Below are 14,694 nucleotides of genomic sequence, written 5' to 3'. Positions count from 1 at the left end.
TTTCAGGGTTCCTTTCGGTCGATGGCACGCGCGATCAGCGCATTGAATTCCTCGGGCGTTGAGATGTCTGAGACCTCTTCGGCGGTGACGGTCACGCCGCGCCGCGCCATTGCCTCATAACGCGGCTGGCGCTGATCCAGAGCGCGTGAATAGATCCAGCGGATAAACGCGTCGGGATCGACCTGATCCTCGCGCAGCCCGTTCTCCATCCGGTACTGCACGAAAGAGCGGTCAAGGAATTCGGGTTCGTAATACATCGGTTTGGGGGCACGGTCGAAGCGCCGGACCAGTTCCGCCGTATGTGCCTCTGATCCCTTGATCCAGACCATCAGCAGGTGGCGTTCCAGCGCGTTCAGCACCTTGTCGCCGGAATCCTCGGGATCGACGACCTCGCAGATCGAGCCGCCGGAATCGCAGACGAAATTCGGCAGCCGGTAAATTTCCTGCGCACGGTCGATGAAATAGGGCGTATCCAGCAGGGCGGAAACCTCTGCCGCGCGGTGCTGGTTCTGACGCAGCATATAGTCGTCGAATGCCAGCCCGCCGCGGGTCACGCTTCCGGGTTTGCCCAGATAGGTGGACAGCGGAGAAAGATTGTCGAAGGTGATATTGCTGGCGATATAGACGCTGTCCGACAGCAGCAATTCGCGCAGCAGCGGCACTTTCATCGCCTCGCGCTTGAAGTTATCCGCGATGAGTTCGCCCATATAGCGGGTGCCGATGCGGTAATCGATGCTGTAATGGAACCAGTCGCCCGAGGCACGCAGCATGTTCGACAGATGCGTTTTCCCCAGACCTGACATGCCGAAAAGCAGCACCCGTTTTCGGCTGCTGCGTGTCCAGTCTTGTCCGGTCGCATAGATCATGGCGGCTCCTTCGTGCCGCGTAATCTAGGCAGCGGACGCGCAAGAGAAAAGCCCCGCGCGTGGCGGGGCTTCGGCTTGTGTTGCGGAATGAACGATCCGGCGATCAGAAGCGATAGCCGATGCGCAGGCCGAGGCTCACCGCTTCGCTGTCCTCGATCTCGGCGCGCGCCGCATCAGGCGTGCCGGTTTCCGGGGTCGCGTCACCCAGTTTGGTGTAGTTGATGCCGCCGGTGAATTTCCAGTTATCCATCGTGTAGATACCGGCCACGGTAACGCCCTTGCGGCCATTCGTGGGTGCCAGCGGGGATACGAGGTCGTCTCCGGTCGGTTCATAGGTGAACGCGACGGTGCCGGACCATTGTTCGGTGAATTTCCGGCCGACGCCCAGGGTGAAGGTGTTGCTGTCCTCCAGGCTGACCAGCCCGTCCGGTACACCTCTGCCGAACCATTCCGGGGTGACGGTGAAATCCGACCAGTAGGTGCGGCGAAGCTGGCCGAAGAGCAGCGTATCGGTGGCGATGCCGGTCTGGAAATCCAGCGCGAGCATCGAGGGCGTCGTGACCGAAGTCGAGTCACCGGAAAGCGGCATTCCGGGAAGCAGAGCGACGGGGATACCGTTCAGCGTTTCCTCGGTGTCGAAATCATGGTCGATATCGGAATAATAGGTCAGCGCGACCCGTGCCGCGATATCGGGAAGCTCCCATGTTCCGCCAAGCAGCCAGCCGGCAGCCGTATCGTCCTCCAGCTTGGCGCGATAACCTGAAAGCTGGCTGTAGGCCGTACCGGCGAGTTTCACATCGCCTGAGGCCTTGGAGACACGCACACCGCCATGCACACCCCAGCTATCGTTGAACTTATAGCGCAGAATGCCCGAGATCATCGCGCTTTCGACATTCGCCTTGGTGCCACCCAGCATATATGAGCCGCCATCCGCGAAATCCGTATATTCGATATCGGCCCCATAAGGATGCTCAATGATCAGTGCGGCAGACAGTTGATCGGTGAACTGGTGCTTGTAGCCGAAAGTGACGACGTTGAACTCATCCGCGACGCCGCCGGTGCTGCTGCCGCCATAAATGGCCAGATCGTTGCCGCTGACATCCGGATTTGTGAACTGACCGCCGAGTTCGGCGTAATTGCCTTCCTCGAACAGAATCCCGATGGACTGGGTCGACCGCTCGATACCGGCGGCGAAGACCGGAGCGGCGGTGACAAGCAGTGCGGCGGCGCCGGTTAATGTTCTTTTCATATTTTCCTCCCCTCAACGGCCTGACGGGCCGCAATGTGAAGATAATGCTATCGTGCATCGGGATAGCGTCAATTATGTCAGAAGGATGACGTGGCGTCTTCGGTTCATGCGATGCGCAACCGTGTCCCCGATGCAACGTTTATGATCTTGGCCTGTTACAGCTTGTCCTTTGCGTGGCCGATTTCGGCGATCCGCTGAGTGACAGGGCGGCGGAAGGTCGTCCCTGATTCAGCCGGACGGAGTCGGCGCGTAAGCCGACAGTTATATACCGCCATGCAGCGCGTTAGCGCGACAGCCGCATAAGCGCGGCGATGGCGGAGCCGGTTCTTGCGCCCTCCATGCGCACCCCGCCGCAAGACAGGGATGCGATTTGCGCATTGGGCGGGGGTGGACAATCCCGGCTTTAGGTGAAAAGGGGAACTGCCAAACGAACCCCCGAAAGGATGGCTGCGATGCAGATTCGTGAGGCGCTCACCTTTGACGATGTTCTTCTGGTTCCTGCGGCATCGAATGTGATGCCCTCAACCGCCGATGTGACCACGCGGGTCACGCGCGGCATCAGCATGAATATCCCGTTGCTCAGCTCGGCGATGGATACGGTCACGGAAAGCCGCATGGCGATTGCGATGGCGCAATCCGGCGGGATGGGTGTGATTCACCGCAACCTGACGCTGGAACAGCAGGCCGATGAGGTGCGCCGGGTGAAGCGCTTCGAATCCGGCATCGTCTACAAGCCGATCACCCTGACGCCGGACCAGACGCTTGCCGATGCGCGGGCCTTGCAGGATCGCTATAATGTCACCGGCTTCCCGGTCGTCGATGAGGACGGGCGGGTGCTGGGGATCGTGACCAATCGAGATATGCGCTTCGCCAGCGACGATGCGACACCGGTCCGAGCGATGATGACCTCGCAGAACCTCGCCATCCTGCGCGAGCCGGCCGACCGGGCCGAGGCGATTGCGATGATGAAGGCGCGGCGCATCGAAAAACTTCTGGTCACCAATGAAAGCGGGCATCTGACCGGGTTGCTGACGCTGAAGGATACCAAGAAGGCGGTTCTGAACCCTCTGGCCTGCAAGGACGATCTGGGGCGGCTGCGGGTTGGCGCGGCCTCGACCGTCGGGAATGAAGGGTTCGAACGCAGTCAGGCGCTGATCGAGGCCGGGGTCGACATGGTGGTGATCGACACCGCGCATGGCCATTCCGAGGGCGTCGCGATGGCGGTGCAGCGTTTGCGTAATTTCTCGGCCGATATCCAGATCGTCGCGGGCAATATCGCCACCGCCGATGCGGCGCGGGCGCTGATCGATGCCGGGGCGGATGCGGTGAAGGTCGGGATCGGGCCGGGTTCCATCTGCACGACGCGGATCGTGGCCGGCGTCGGTGTGCCGCAACTGACCGCGATCATGGATGTTGCCTCTGCCGCCGGAGATGTTCCGGTGATTGCCGATGGCGGCATCAAGTTCTCGGGCGATTTCGCCAAGGCCATCGCGGCGGGCGCAAGCTGTGCGATGGTGGGCAGTGCCATCGCCGGAACCGACGAATCGCCCGGAGAGGTGATCCTTTATCAGGGCCGCAGCTTCAAATCCTATCGCGGGATGGGCAGTCTGGGGGCGATGGCGCGGGGCTCTGCGGACCGCTATTTCCAGAAGGATGCGGCGACCGACAAGCTGGTGCCGGAAGGGATCGAGGGGCAGGTTCCCTACAAGGGCGCGGTCGGCACGGTCATTCACCAGATGGTCGGAGGGCTTCGTGCCGCGATGGGCTATACGGGCTGTGCCACGGTCGATCAGATGCGTGGCGGCTGTGAGTTCGTGCGCATCACAGGGTCGGGGCTGAAGGAAAGCCATGTCCATGATGTGCAGATCACCCGTGAAAGCCCGAATTACCGTCTGGGATAGGGCGCTTTTCCGGTGCCGTGATGTAGAGTGCTACGAGCCTGCTCCGGCAGGGGCGGGCGAGGAATAGGGCGCGAAATCGCTCCGCGAGGGTTGCGCGGCAAGGGGTTGGCCGACCATCGGGAAGGCACGCTGCGGACAGGCCGGGCGATCGCAGAGGCGGCAGCCCGGTCCGATCGGGGTCGCGGCCTCGGGGGTGCGCAGATCCAGCGCCTTCGCATAGACCAGCCTTTCCGCGTGGATGACATCGCAGCCAAGCGCGATGGCGAAATGCTTGGCCGCTGCGCCGAAGCCCGGCTTGCCATGCGTCACCGTCCGCGCGATCCACATATAGCGGCGCCCGTCCGGCATTTCGGCAAGCTGGGTCAGAACCTCGGCGGGGCGTGAGAAGGCATCATAGATTGTCCAGAGGGGGCAGGACCCGCCAAAGCGCGAGAAATGAAAATCCGTCGCGGATTGCCGTTTCGAGATATTGCCCGCCCGGTCAACGCGGATGAAAAAGAACGGCACACCTTCTTCGCCCTGCCGCTGAAGCGTGGAAAGACGGTGGCAGGCGGTCTCGAACCCGACGCCGAAATACTGGGCGAGAAGCTCGATATCGTAGCGTGTTTCCTCAGCGGCAGCCAGAAAGCGACGATAGGGCATGATCAGCGCCCCGGCATAGTAATTCGCCAGCCCGATGCGCAGCAGCGGCAAATCCCCGTCCGAGAGACCGGACCCCGCGCAAAGCGCTTCGATAATGTCGGACGCTTCCAGCAGGGCAAGCTGCGTCCCGATCTGAAAGGCGCGTTGACCGGGTGACAGATGCGGCGAAAGATGCAGCGTCGCTGTCCGGGGATCATAGCGGCGCAGAACATTGCTGTCGGTTCCGGTCTGTAGCTTTACCTTGTGACGTTCGGCCAGCCGCGCCGCAAGCCGTTCGTCGCGGTGCCTGACCGGCAGGGCCTCGCCCAATGGCTCGGCGGCGCGGTCGAGATCGTCGATATGGTTGCGGTGAGTGTAGAAATAATCCCGCACTGCCTCGAAAGCGGTCGGGGCGACGGGCTGGCCAGGCTGACCCGAGACCTGTTCGGCCAGCAGACTGGCGCGTTCCGTTGCCAGACGCAGCCGCCTGCGCAGCTCAACGATATTTCGGGCGATGGTGGGGCTGTTATCGGCAAGCTCGTGCAGTTCCCGCAGCGAGACCGGTCCGTCGAGATCCGCCAGTGCCGCCCGCATCCGGGCCACAAGCCGCCCATCTCCGCCCTGATCGTGCAGAGGGCGGGCCTCTGATCCAAAGAGCGCATCCAGCCGGGACAGGACCCGCATGGTCAGCGGCCTCTGATTGCGTTCCATCTGGTTCAGATAGCTCGGAGAGATCCCGACTGCGCGGGCAAGTGCTGCCTGTGTCATGGCATGGTTTTCGCGCAGGCGGCGCAGCTGACCGCCAAGATAGGCGTTCCCCATGTCGTTCCTTCGCAATCTTTGCAAAGCAGAGGGGTAAGCTTTGCAACCCTGTACAACTTCAATCTTTACGAAGAATACAGGCCTATGTGAAGCTGTGCGTGTAAATTTTGCGAAGGTTCTGCATGTCCTCAACCGATTCCGACATGACGGTGCTCACCGAGGTGATCCTGCCCGCGCAGGCCAACCATTACGGGACGCTGTTTGCCGGAAATGCGCTGTCGATGCTGGCCAAGGCGGCCTTTGCCGCTGCCAGCCGTCATGCCTGTGCCAATGTCGTTCTCGGCTCGGTCAGCGATCTGCGCTTCACGGCGCCGGTGCCGGTCGGAAGCCTGTTTTCGGTTCATGCCCATGTCAGCGAATCGGGAAACAGTTCGATGGTTGTCGAGCTTTCCGGTCATTGCGAAGACCCGGCGACAGGCGAAAAGGGCAAGGTCGTGCAGGGCCGGTTTCAGATGGTGGCCGTGAATGAACATGGCAGGCCAAGGAATATCATCTCAGGGGAGAAGCGTTCATGAATACGCACGAAGTCCGTACCTATAAATCCGCCGAAAATCTGGCCCGCGAAGACCAGCTTGCGTGGAAAATCGCGGAAGTGGCCGCCGATGACGTGGCCGTCGATGACGACGTGACCGAGATGATTATCAACCGCATCATCGATAATGCCTCGGTAGCGGCCGCGTCGGTTGCTCGCCGTCCGGTGGCCTCGGCGCGTGCGCAGGCGATGGCGCATCCCTACAGCCCCGGCGCGACGGTGTTCGGCGTTGACAGCGGCAAGACGATCTCGCCGGAATGGGCGGCCTATGCCAATGGCGTGGCGGTACGGGAGCTGGATTTCCACGATACCTATCTGGCGGCGGATTACTCGCATCCGGGCGATAATATCCCGCCGATTCTGGCCGTGGCGCAGCATACCGGAAAGTCGGGTGCGGATCTGATCCGTGGCCTTGCGACGGGCTATGAAATTCAGGTCGATCTGGTTACCGGCATCTGCCTGCATGAACACAAGATCGACCATATCGCCCATCTCGGCCCGTCAGCCGCCGCCGGAATCGGTACGCTTCTGGGCCTGCCGACCGAGGTGATCTATCAGGCCGTGCAGCAGGCGCTGCATGTCACCACCACCACCCGCCAGTCGCGCAAGGGTGAGATTTCCTCGTGGAAAGCCTATGCCCCCGCCTTTGCCGGCAAGATGGCGATCGAGGCCGTGGATCGCGTCATGCGCGGTGAAGGCGCACCGTCCCCCGCATGGGAGGGCGAGGACGGGTTCATCGCCTATCTGCTGTCGGGTCCGGGCACGATCTATAATGTCCCGCTGCCGGGTAAAGGAGAGGCGAAGCGGGCGATCCTCGATACCTATACCAAGGAACATTCGGCGGAATACCAGTCTCAGGCGCTGATCGACCTTGCCCGCCGCATGGGGCCGAAGGTCGGGGATATGTCCCAGATCGACAATATCGTCATCCATACCAGCCATCACACCCATTACGTGATCGGCACCGGCGCAAACGACCCGCAGAAGATGGACCCCCAGGCCAGCCGCGAGACGCTGGACCATTCCATCATGTATATCTTTGCCGTCGCGCTGGAAGATGGCGGCTGGCATCATGAAAAATCCTATGCGCCGGAACGTGCGAACCGCCCGGAAACGGTCGATTTGTGGCACAAGATCACCACGACCGAGGACAAGGAGTGGACCCGCCGCTATCACTCCAAGGACCCCAAGGAAAAAGCGTTCGGCGGGCGCGTGGTCATCACCATGAAGGATGGCAGCGTGATCGAGGATGAGCTGGCGCTTGCCGATGCCCATCCCGATGGCGCACGGCCTTTCGTGCGTGAAAATTACAAGAACAAGTTCCTGACCCTGTCCGAAGGCATCCTGTCGGGCGCAGAGCAGACCCGTTTCCTTCAGGCGGCGGAATCGCTGCGCGATCTGAAGGCGGGTGATCTGGCGGCGCTGAACTTCGTGGTCGAGGCTGGAAAGCTTGGCGAGCCGCGTCCGGCGGGGATCTTCGATTTCGGTAAATAAGGGAGGAAGATATGGCGAAGACAGCCAAGAAATCCGTGGCCCTTTCGGGGGTCGAGGCCGGGAATACCGCGCTTTGCACAGTTGGCGAGACCGGTAATGACCTGCATTACCGCGGTTATGATATTCTCGATATCGCGGAAGCCGCGACATTCGAGGAAATCGCTCATCTGCTAGTGCATGGTGAATTTCCGAACAAGGCCCAGCTTGCGGCCTATGAAGCGAAGCTCGCGCGTCTGCGCGGGCTTCCGGCCCCGGTCAGGGCGGTTCTGGAACAGCTTCCTGCCGCTTCGCATCCGATGGATGTGATGCGCACCGGGGTTTCGGCGCTTGGCTGTACACTGCCTGAGGCGCATGATCACAATCTTGCCGGGGCGCGTGATATCATTGACCGGCTGATGGCCTCTCTGGGGTCGATGCTGCTTTACTGGTATCACTACAGCCATAATGGCCGCCGCATCGAGGTCGAGGGCGACGAATCCACCATCGCCGAGCATTTCCTGCGGCTGCTGCACGGCAAGACGCCTTCGGAGAGCCATATCCGGGCGATGCAGACCTCGCTGATCCTTTACGCTGAACATGAATTCAACGCCTCGACCTTCACAGGCCGCATGGTCGCGGGGACGGGTTCGGATATGTACTCGGCCATCACGGCGGCGATCGGTGCGTTGCGCGGCCCGAAACATGGCGGCGCGAATGAGGCTGCGTTCGAGGTGCAGTCGCGCTATGCTTCTGCCGATGAGGCGGCAGAGGATATTCGCAAGCGCGTGGCCGAAAAGCAGATCATCATCGGTTTCGGCCATCCGGTCTATACCGTCGCCGATCCCCGGAATGAGGTGATCAAGCGGGTCGCGAAGCAGCTTTCGGATGAGGCTGGCGATACGCGGATGTTCGACATTGCTGAACGCATCGAGACGGTGATGGATGAGGAACGCAAGATGTTCCCGAATCTCGACTGGTTCAGCGCGGTGTCCTATTATCAGATGGGCGTGCCTACAGCGATGTTCACACCGCTTTTTGTGATCTCGCGGACCTCCGGTTGGGGTGCGCATGTGATCGAGCAGCGTGAGGACGGCAAGATCATCCGTCCTTCGGCACATTATACCGGGCCGGAGAACCGGGAATTCGTGCCGCTGGCGAAGCGGGGTTGACCGAGGAACGCTTGCGCTAAGCGGATAGCGTCCGCACGGGTGGGCGCGGAACGCGCCCGCCATGAGGCGGGCGGACGCGTGGCCGTCGCTGGCGCGAGAACCGGGTGAAGCTGACCATAATGGCGACAGCGATCAGAAAAGGAAAATACCATGCCATATCTCATCGGGTCCGAATATCCTGACCGCCCGGCGGGCGAGCGCTTTCAGGAATTGCTGGACTCCCCCGGCATTCTGCGCCTGCCCGGTGCGCATAACGGCCAGTCGGCGCTTCAGGCGAAGGCGGCGGGGTTCGACGCGCTATATTTGTCGGGTGCGGCGATGACCGCCTCGATGGGGCTGCCGGATCTGGGCATCATCACCGTGGACGAGGTCGCCTTCTTCATCCGCCAGATCGCGCGGTCCAGTCAGTTGCCGCTGCTGGTTGATGGCGATACCGGCTATGGCGAGGCGCTGAACGTCATGCATATGGTACGCACATTCGAGGATGCGGGGGCCGGTGCCGTGCATCTTGAGGATCAGTTGTTGCCGAAGAAATGCGGCCATCTGAACGACAAGAAACTGGCCCGGGCCGAAGACATGGCAGCCAAGGTCGCCGCCGCCGCCAGGGCACGCCGCCATCTGCGCATCATCGCCCGTACCGATGCCGCTGCCAGCGAGGGGATCGAGGGCGCTGTCGCACGGGCGAAGATGTATGTCGAGGCTGGGGCCGATGCGATTTTCCCCGAGGCTTTGACCTCGGTCGAGATGTTCAAAGAGGTCCGCGCGGCCCTTCCGGGCGTCAAGCTGCTGGCCAATATGACCGAGTTTGGCCGTACTCCTGCCCTGACAGCGCAGGAATTCGAGGATCTGGGCTATGACATGGTGATCTGGCCTGTGTCCTCGCTGCGGGTGGCGAACAAGGCGCAGGAAAAGCTGTATGCCACGCTGGCTCGCGACGGTGCGACAACGGCGATGCTTGATGAAATGCAGACAAGGCAAGAGCTGTATGACATGATCAAGCTGAATGAATTCGAGGCGCTTGACGCCAGCATCGCGGCCTCGGTCGCGCCCGACTGGAAGGCCTGAGACAGCGCCGATCTGGCAGGCCGTTCCGGTTCTTCGGGGCTGGCCTGTTCCAGTGGAACGACTGTCGCTGCGCTATAACGGTTCTTCGTCCGGAAAAGATTGCAGAGCAGGCAAATACCCTTCCGGCGGTGGCTCGCGAGGGGGACGGCCACGCCGCCGCTCTGCGGCGATCACCGGGGGTGATGCTCCCGGTCCGATCAGGGGGCCCCTCCCGGCAGAGATAAGGACAGAGCCGCGCGATAACAGCGCTGTCCGCTTGCCGCCAATCGCTGCCAGAGATCCCGGCATCCCCGTCACGCCGGTCCCCGGCGGAGCCCCCAGCAACATGCGCCGGTCAACGATCCGCACCTGCTGGGAGGGCTGCGGCAGCGCGTTGACCGTCGCCATATCGGCTGAGGCGAAGCTGTTATAGGTTTCCGGCAGATTGCCACGCGATCCAAAGCCCTGCGGCCCCAACCCCGCGCGGATCTGATCGAAACGGGCCAGATAGCGGTGCGCATGTTTCGGCGTCCGCGAATGAAACGCCCCTGCGGCCCGGCGCCAGTCGCCCATCTCGGCATGAAGCCGGCTGACAAATCCAGCCGCATAGCGGGCATTGTTCAGCGGGTCGAACATCTCGGCCACTGACAGGAAATGCTCACCATGCCAGTAATAATTAAGCTGAAAACATCCGATATCGAGATTATGGCGCCCCCGGGCCACGCGATCCTCGGCGAAAGCCAGTGCTGCATCGGGATCGTCGAACCAGCTTCCCGCGCCTTCTGCATTCACGCTCCACGCCCAGGGGCGGACAGTGCCGCCATGCCGCCTGCCGGTTTCGGTCAATGTGAGCGCGGCCATGATATCCGGCGGTACGCCGAATTCCACGGCAGCCACCCCGGCGGCCCATTCGCACAGGCTTGCCGGATCATTTCCCGAATCGGCCCGGAGAAGGGTCGGGAAAAGAAGAAGGAAGGCAATCAGGCATCGCATCGGGCCTGATTAGACCTGAAGATTTAAGGACAGGTTTATCGTGCTGCTTTTCCGCCGCGATCTGCCACGGGGCTCAGGCCGGACCGGCTTCGGTGACGATCAGATCCAGCGCCTCATCATGGGGCTGCGGATAAATCGTCCGCAATTGCCCGCTTTGCAGACCGATCCCGATCGCGTAGGGCCGCGGGCGAAGTGATGACAGGGTGCGGTCGTAGAACCCTCCGCCATAGCCCATGCGAAACCGGGACGAATCCCAGCCGACCAGCGGCGCGAGCATGATCTGAGGCAGGCAGGTTTCCGCAGTATCAGGCTCGGGAATTTTCCACAGACCTTTGCGCATTTTCGCCTCGGGGGTCCAGGGACGGAAGATCAGCGGGGCGTTTCTGGCGGTAACGACGGGCAGGGCGATCCGCACGCCGCGCTTTGCCTGCCGCTGCATCCAGCCGCGCAGGTCGATCTCGGACCGGATTGGCCAGTATCCGGTAATAACCATGCCTTCTGCACCGCCAAAGCGTTCAGCCAGAACCGTATCCAGATGCGAGGCGATGGCGTCGTCTGCCGCTTTCCGCGCCGATGCAGACAGGGCTTCCCGCGTCTCAATCAGGCGCGAGCGTTCAGCCTTGCGCCAGCGTTCCGCATCACGGCTTTGCACCGGATCAGCAGCAACAGGGCCGAAATAATCCGGCGCGATTTCCGAGGCCATGCAGGCCGGAGAAGCATAGTCTTTGTCGGACGGATCGTTGCTCATATTGTTTTCGACCGGATTAAGACAATATTCGGATTATGCTCAGGGAATAGGCTCTGGCAGGCAGGAAGGGGCCAGCCATGTCCGAGATTACGCGAAACGGAGAAGATTTCACAGTCGATGCGAAAATCATCGCCGAGGGGCTGGATCTTCCTCACCATGCCATTGCACGGGCCATGCAGAGCGGCGCCATCACGACGCGCTTCGAAAAAGGTGAAGGCAGCGATGAGGGGCGGTTCCGGCTGAATTTCTTCTATCGTGATCGGACATTGCGGCTGACCGTGGATGCGGACGGGAATATTTTAAGCCGGGCGCGTTTCCGGCGATCTGTGAAATAGCAAAAGCCCGCCGGAAACCGGCGGGCCTGAGGATATTCCGGATTGCAGAGCCGGGATTACATGCGCGAGGCGACGTTTTCCCAGTTCACTAGCTTGTTGAGGAAATTCTCAAGATAAGCCGGACGCTTGTTGCGGAAATCGATATAGTAGGAATGTTCCCACACATCGCAGCCAAGCAGGGCGGTCTGGCCGTAGCAGAGCGGGTTCACGCCGTTCTCGGTCTTGGTGACCTTCAGGCTGCCATCCTTGTCCTTGACCAGCCAGGCCCAGCCAGAGCCGAACTGACCGCCGCCAGCAGCGGAAAACTCTTCCTTGAACTTGTCGACGGAACCGAAGGAATCGGTGATCGCCTTCTCAAGCTCTCCGGGCATGGAGGAGCTTCCCGGCCCCATCATTTCCCAGAACTGGCTGTGGTTCCAATGCTGGCTGGCATTGTTGAAAATGCCGTTCTGCGCGACAGCACTGTCCTTGAAATTTCCGGTGACGATGTCTTCCAGCGATTTGCCTTCCCACTCGGTCCCGGCAATCGCCTTGTTGAGATTGTCGACATAGGCCTTGTGGTGGATGTCGTGGTGATATTCCAGAGTCTCTTTCGACATGCCGTTATCGGCAAGAGCGTCATGAGCGTAAGGAAGATCGGGAAGCGTAAAAGCCATGAGTTCATCCTCTTGTCTGGGGCGCGCGAAATGCTTGCCCGTCATCGGTCTCTCACGCAACGCAGGCGGTTGCGGACAGGTTCCAGAATTCGCTTAACATATAGGCTTAGCAAGGAAAAACCCCGAAGCGCATGCCCCGGGGTTTATGTCCGGCTGAATGCCGAAATCAGTTGGCGGGGGCTTCGCCGGTCGTGGTTTCTTCGGCGGGCGCCTCTTCCACGACGACTGCGGAATCGGTATCATCCGCCGGGGTTTCTTCGATGACGACCGTGGTGTCGCCGTCGCCTGCTGCCATGTCGTCATCGCCACCGCTCATCATCCAGAAGATGACCAGCACCGCGACCACAACTGCGCCGATGATGAAATAGAGATTGTTGTTACGGCCTTCAGCCATGAGATGCTCCGTTGTTTCCCTGTTTCGTGTCTGCTCAATGCGCGACTCGGGGTTATGGATCCGCAGCATGCAGCAATCTGCCGCAGCATGATGCAGGAAAGTCACGTCAGACATCTGCTCGGCGGGGTTTTGCCTGCGGGTGAAACAGAATAACTAGGGTGCAGCCGAAAGGAGCGCCCATGTTCTGGCTTCTTGCCACCGTATTGACCCTGATCGTCCTGATCGCGATTTCCTGGCCGTTCTGGCATGCTGCCCAGTCACAGGCCGAACCGGCTGCGGCCTATGATCTGCGGGTCTATCGTGATCAGCTGGCCGAGGTGGACCGTGATGTGTCGCGCGGGATCATCGACGCTGCCGATGCCGAAAGGCTGCGCAACGAAATCGGCCGGAAAGTGCTGGATGCGGATCGTGCGCTGCGGCGTGACCGTGGTCCGGGTCAGGCGGGCGGTCGCTATGGCGTTGCGGCGGGGGTTGTTCTTCTCGTGCTGCTTCTGGCAGGAACGGCGCTTTATCTGCGCATGGGAACGCCCGGTCAGCCCGATATGGCGCTGCAATCCCGCATTGCCTCTGCCGAAGTCCGTTATGACAGCCGCCCCTCTCAGGCCGAGGCGGAACAGCGTGCCGGAGAGGGGCCGCGCCGCGATATGCCTACGCCATCCGCGCAATATACCGAACTGATCGAGCAGCTTCGGGAAGCCGTTGCCGAGCGTCCCGAGGATATCGAGGGGCTGACCCTCTTGGCGCGGAACGAGGCTCGTCTGGGCAATGCGATTGCCGCCAAGGATGCTCAGCAGCGGTTGATCGCGGTGAAAGGAGAGGCCGCCACTTCTGCGGATCACGCTTTCCTTGCCGGGGTGATGACGGAAGCGGCAGGCGGGCTGATCACGCCGGAAGCCGAGGCGGAAATGAAGATCGCGCTGCGCAAGGACCCCGGCAATGCGCAGGCCAGATATATGGCCGGGTTGCTTGAGGCCCAGAACGGACGCCCGGATCGCGCTTTCCCGATCTGGGCGCAGCTTCTTGAGGACAGCCCGCCGGATTCTCCCTGGAGTTTTGCCATCCGCGAGGTGATCGGGGATATTGCCTGGCTGGCCGGTCAGCCCGATTATGTCCCGCCGGACCCGGCGCAGGGGGCACGGGGACCCGATGCCGATCAGATGGCTGCCGCAGCCGAAATGACCCCGGAAGAGCGGCGGGATTTCATTCGGTCTATGGTCGATCAGCTTGAGGGTCGTCTCGCGGCTGAAGGCGGGACGCCGGATGAATGGGCGAGGCTGATTTCATCGCTTGTTATTATCGGGGACCGTGAACACGCCGCCGAAATTCTGGCCGAGGCGCGTACCCGTTACGCGAACGATCCGAACGCCTTGTCGGCAGTCAACGCGGCGGCAGCCGGATCGGGGCTGGAATGATCTTTGAAGATATTGCCGGGTTTTCCGCTGCGCTTCCCGGGATGGGTGCCGTCGCGGGGCTCGATCTGGGAACCAAGACGATTGGCGTTGCGGTCAGCGATGTGATGCGTCAGGTGGCGACGCCGCTTTGCGTGATCAAGCGGAAGAAGTTCACGCTGGACGCCGCCGAATTGCTGAAGATCGTGCATGAGAGGGACCTGAGGGGTCTGATACTGGGCCTGCCCCGCAATATGGATGGCAGCGAAGGGCCTCGCGCCCAGTCCACCCGCGCATTCGCCCGGAATCTGAGCAATCTGACCGAACTGCCCATCGCCTTTTGGGATGAGCGTCTGTCCACCGTCGCCGCCGAGCGGGCGCTGCTGGAGGCCGATACCTCGCGCCGACGCCGCGCCGAGGTGATCGATCAGGTTGCGGCGGGGTATATTTTGCAGGGCGCTCTGGACCGGCTGCGGTTTCTGGGCTGAGGCGACCCGACAACA

The 14,694-nt window shown here is 61.5% G+C and carries 15 protein-coding genes; 8 read left to right on the top strand and 7 right to left on the bottom strand.

Annotated features, from left to right (window positions below):
• Nucleotides 1-2: 2 nt before the first annotated feature.
• Nucleotides 3-866, bottom strand: coding sequence for an ATPase (locus PAE61_RS13395; RefSeq protein ID WP_271112879.1), 864 nt, complete (start codon nt 864-866; stop codon nt 3-5).
• Between the two features lie 103 nt (nt 867-969).
• Nucleotides 970-2,115 (bottom strand): OmpP1/FadL family transporter, encoded by a 1,146-nt coding sequence (locus tag PAE61_RS13390; RefSeq protein WP_271112878.1) that lies wholly within the window; start codon nt 2,113-2,115, stop codon nt 970-972.
• A gap of 452 nt (nt 2,116-2,567) precedes the next feature.
• Between PAE61_RS13390 and guaB the strand changes: the two genes are divergently transcribed.
• Nucleotides 2,568-4,016, top strand: coding sequence for an IMP dehydrogenase (guaB, locus tag PAE61_RS13385; protein WP_271112877.1), 1,449 nt, complete (start codon nt 2,568-2,570; stop codon nt 4,014-4,016).
• Nucleotides 4,017-4,046: 30 nt separating this feature from the next.
• Here guaB and PAE61_RS13380 read toward each other — a convergent pair whose 3' ends face one another.
• Nucleotides 4,047-5,459, bottom strand: coding sequence for a short-chain fatty acyl-CoA regulator family protein (locus PAE61_RS13380; RefSeq protein WP_271112876.1), 1,413 nt, complete (start codon nt 5,457-5,459; stop codon nt 4,047-4,049).
• A gap of 122 nt (nt 5,460-5,581) precedes the next feature.
• Here PAE61_RS13380 and PAE61_RS13375 point away from each other — a divergent pair, with 122 nt between their 5' ends.
• From PAE61_RS13375 to prpB, 4 genes are all read left to right on the top strand, one after another.
• On the top strand, nt 5,582-5,974 hold the full coding sequence (locus tag PAE61_RS13375) for an acyl-CoA thioesterase (RefSeq protein WP_271112875.1): 393 nt from the start codon (nt 5,582-5,584) through the stop codon (nt 5,972-5,974).
• Nucleotides 5,971-7,485: an MmgE/PrpD family protein gene (locus PAE61_RS13370; protein WP_271112874.1), complete on the top strand. Its 1,515-nt coding sequence runs from the start codon at nt 5,971-5,973 to the stop codon at nt 7,483-7,485. Before PAE61_RS13375 ends, PAE61_RS13370 begins: the two co-directional genes overlap by 4 nt.
• An 11-nt stretch (nt 7,486-7,496) precedes the next feature.
• Nucleotides 7,497-8,633: a bifunctional 2-methylcitrate synthase/citrate synthase gene (gene prpC / locus PAE61_RS13365; RefSeq protein ID WP_271112873.1), complete on the top strand. Its 1,137-nt coding sequence runs from the start codon at nt 7,497-7,499 to the stop codon at nt 8,631-8,633.
• A 150-nt stretch (nt 8,634-8,783) separates the two neighbouring features.
• Nucleotides 8,784-9,698 (top strand): methylisocitrate lyase, encoded by a 915-nt coding sequence (gene prpB, locus PAE61_RS13360; RefSeq protein ID WP_271112872.1) that lies wholly within the window; start codon nt 8,784-8,786, stop codon nt 9,696-9,698.
• A 72-nt stretch (nt 9,699-9,770) separates the two neighbouring features.
• Here prpB and PAE61_RS13355 read toward each other — a convergent pair whose 3' ends face one another.
• Both PAE61_RS13355 and PAE61_RS13350 read right to left on the bottom strand, forming a co-directional pair.
• Complete coding sequence (locus tag PAE61_RS13355; protein ID WP_271112871.1) at nt 9,771-10,670, bottom strand: lysozyme family protein; 900 nt, start codon at nt 10,668-10,670, stop codon at nt 9,771-9,773.
• 73 nt (nt 10,671-10,743) lie between these two features.
• Complete coding sequence (locus tag PAE61_RS13350) at nt 10,744-11,418, bottom strand: 5-formyltetrahydrofolate cyclo-ligase (protein WP_271112870.1); 675 nt, start codon at nt 11,416-11,418, stop codon at nt 10,744-10,746.
• A 77-nt stretch (nt 11,419-11,495) separates the two neighbouring features.
• Between PAE61_RS13350 and PAE61_RS13345 the strand changes: the two genes are divergently transcribed.
• Nucleotides 11,496-11,753 carry a DUF6522 family protein gene (locus PAE61_RS13345; RefSeq protein WP_271112869.1) on the top strand — a complete coding sequence of 86 codons (258 nt, stop codon included), beginning with the start codon at nt 11,496-11,498 and terminating at the stop codon, nt 11,751-11,753.
• A 56-nt stretch (nt 11,754-11,809) separates the two neighbouring features.
• Here the strand turns inward: PAE61_RS13345 and PAE61_RS13340 are convergent, their stop codons facing one another.
• Both PAE61_RS13340 and PAE61_RS13335 read right to left on the bottom strand, forming a co-directional pair.
• Nucleotides 11,810-12,409 (bottom strand): superoxide dismutase, encoded by a 600-nt coding sequence (locus tag PAE61_RS13340; RefSeq protein WP_271112868.1) that lies wholly within the window; start codon nt 12,407-12,409, stop codon nt 11,810-11,812.
• 166 nt (nt 12,410-12,575) lie between these two features.
• Nucleotides 12,576-12,803: a hypothetical protein gene (locus tag PAE61_RS13335; RefSeq protein ID WP_271112867.1), complete on the bottom strand. Its 228-nt coding sequence runs from the start codon at nt 12,801-12,803 to the stop codon at nt 12,576-12,578.
• A 179-nt stretch (nt 12,804-12,982) separates the two neighbouring features.
• On the opposite strand from PAE61_RS13335, the gene ccmI reads away from it, so the two are divergent.
• The gene (gene ccmI, locus PAE61_RS13330) at nt 12,983-14,215 is read left to right on the top strand and encodes a c-type cytochrome biogenesis protein CcmI (protein ID WP_271112866.1); all 1,233 of its coding nucleotides are present in this window, start codon (nt 12,983-12,985) and stop codon (nt 14,213-14,215) included.
• Entirely contained in the window at nt 14,212-14,679 is a 468-nt protein-coding gene (ruvX, locus tag PAE61_RS13325; protein WP_271112865.1) for a Holliday junction resolvase RuvX, read from the top strand. The genes ccmI and ruvX overlap by 4 nt, the downstream gene beginning before the upstream one ends.
• Nucleotides 14,680-14,694: the final 15 nt, after the last annotated feature.

Source organism: Paracoccus aerodenitrificans, assembly GCF_027913215.1.
Lineage (GTDB): Bacteria > Pseudomonadota > Alphaproteobacteria > Rhodobacterales > Rhodobacteraceae > Paracoccus > Paracoccus aerodenitrificans.
Note: the sequence above shows the minus strand (reverse complement) of the source record. Positions and strands in the feature narration are given on the sequence as shown.

Excerpts from the sequence above, each read along its gene's own strand:
- PAE61_RS13395 (WP_271112879.1), bottom strand. The coding sequence starts at position 866 with ATGATCTATGCGACCGGACAAGACTGGACACGCAGCAGCCGAAAACGG.
- PAE61_RS13390 (WP_271112878.1), bottom strand. The coding sequence starts at position 2,115 with ATGAAAAGAACATTAACCGGCGCCGCCGCACTGCTTGTCACCGCCGCT.
- guaB (WP_271112877.1), top strand. The coding sequence starts at position 2,568 with ATGCAGATTCGTGAGGCGCTCACCTTTGACGATGTTCTTCTGGTTCCT.
- PAE61_RS13380 (WP_271112876.1), bottom strand. The coding sequence starts at position 5,459 with ATGGGGAACGCCTATCTTGGCGGTCAGCTGCGCCGCCTGCGCGAAAAC.
- PAE61_RS13375 (WP_271112875.1), top strand. The coding sequence starts at position 5,582 with ATGTCCTCAACCGATTCCGACATGACGGTGCTCACCGAGGTGATCCTG.
- PAE61_RS13370 (WP_271112874.1), top strand. The coding sequence starts at position 5,971 with ATGAATACGCACGAAGTCCGTACCTATAAATCCGCCGAAAATCTGGCC.
- prpC (WP_271112873.1), top strand. The coding sequence starts at position 7,497 with ATGGCGAAGACAGCCAAGAAATCCGTGGCCCTTTCGGGGGTCGAGGCC.
- prpB (WP_271112872.1), top strand. The coding sequence starts at position 8,784 with ATGCCATATCTCATCGGGTCCGAATATCCTGACCGCCCGGCGGGCGAG.
- PAE61_RS13355 (WP_271112871.1), bottom strand. The coding sequence starts at position 10,670 with ATGCGATGCCTGATTGCCTTCCTTCTTCTTTTCCCGACCCTTCTCCGG.
- PAE61_RS13350 (WP_271112870.1), bottom strand. The coding sequence starts at position 11,418 with ATGAGCAACGATCCGTCCGACAAAGACTATGCTTCTCCGGCCTGCATG.
- PAE61_RS13345 (WP_271112869.1), top strand. The coding sequence starts at position 11,496 with ATGTCCGAGATTACGCGAAACGGAGAAGATTTCACAGTCGATGCGAAA.
- PAE61_RS13340 (WP_271112868.1), bottom strand. The coding sequence starts at position 12,409 with ATGGCTTTTACGCTTCCCGATCTTCCTTACGCTCATGACGCTCTTGCC.
- PAE61_RS13335 (WP_271112867.1), bottom strand. The coding sequence starts at position 12,803 with ATGGCTGAAGGCCGTAACAACAATCTCTATTTCATCATCGGCGCAGTT.
- ccmI (WP_271112866.1), top strand. The coding sequence starts at position 12,983 with ATGTTCTGGCTTCTTGCCACCGTATTGACCCTGATCGTCCTGATCGCG.
- ruvX (WP_271112865.1), top strand. The coding sequence starts at position 14,212 with ATGATCTTTGAAGATATTGCCGGGTTTTCCGCTGCGCTTCCCGGGATG.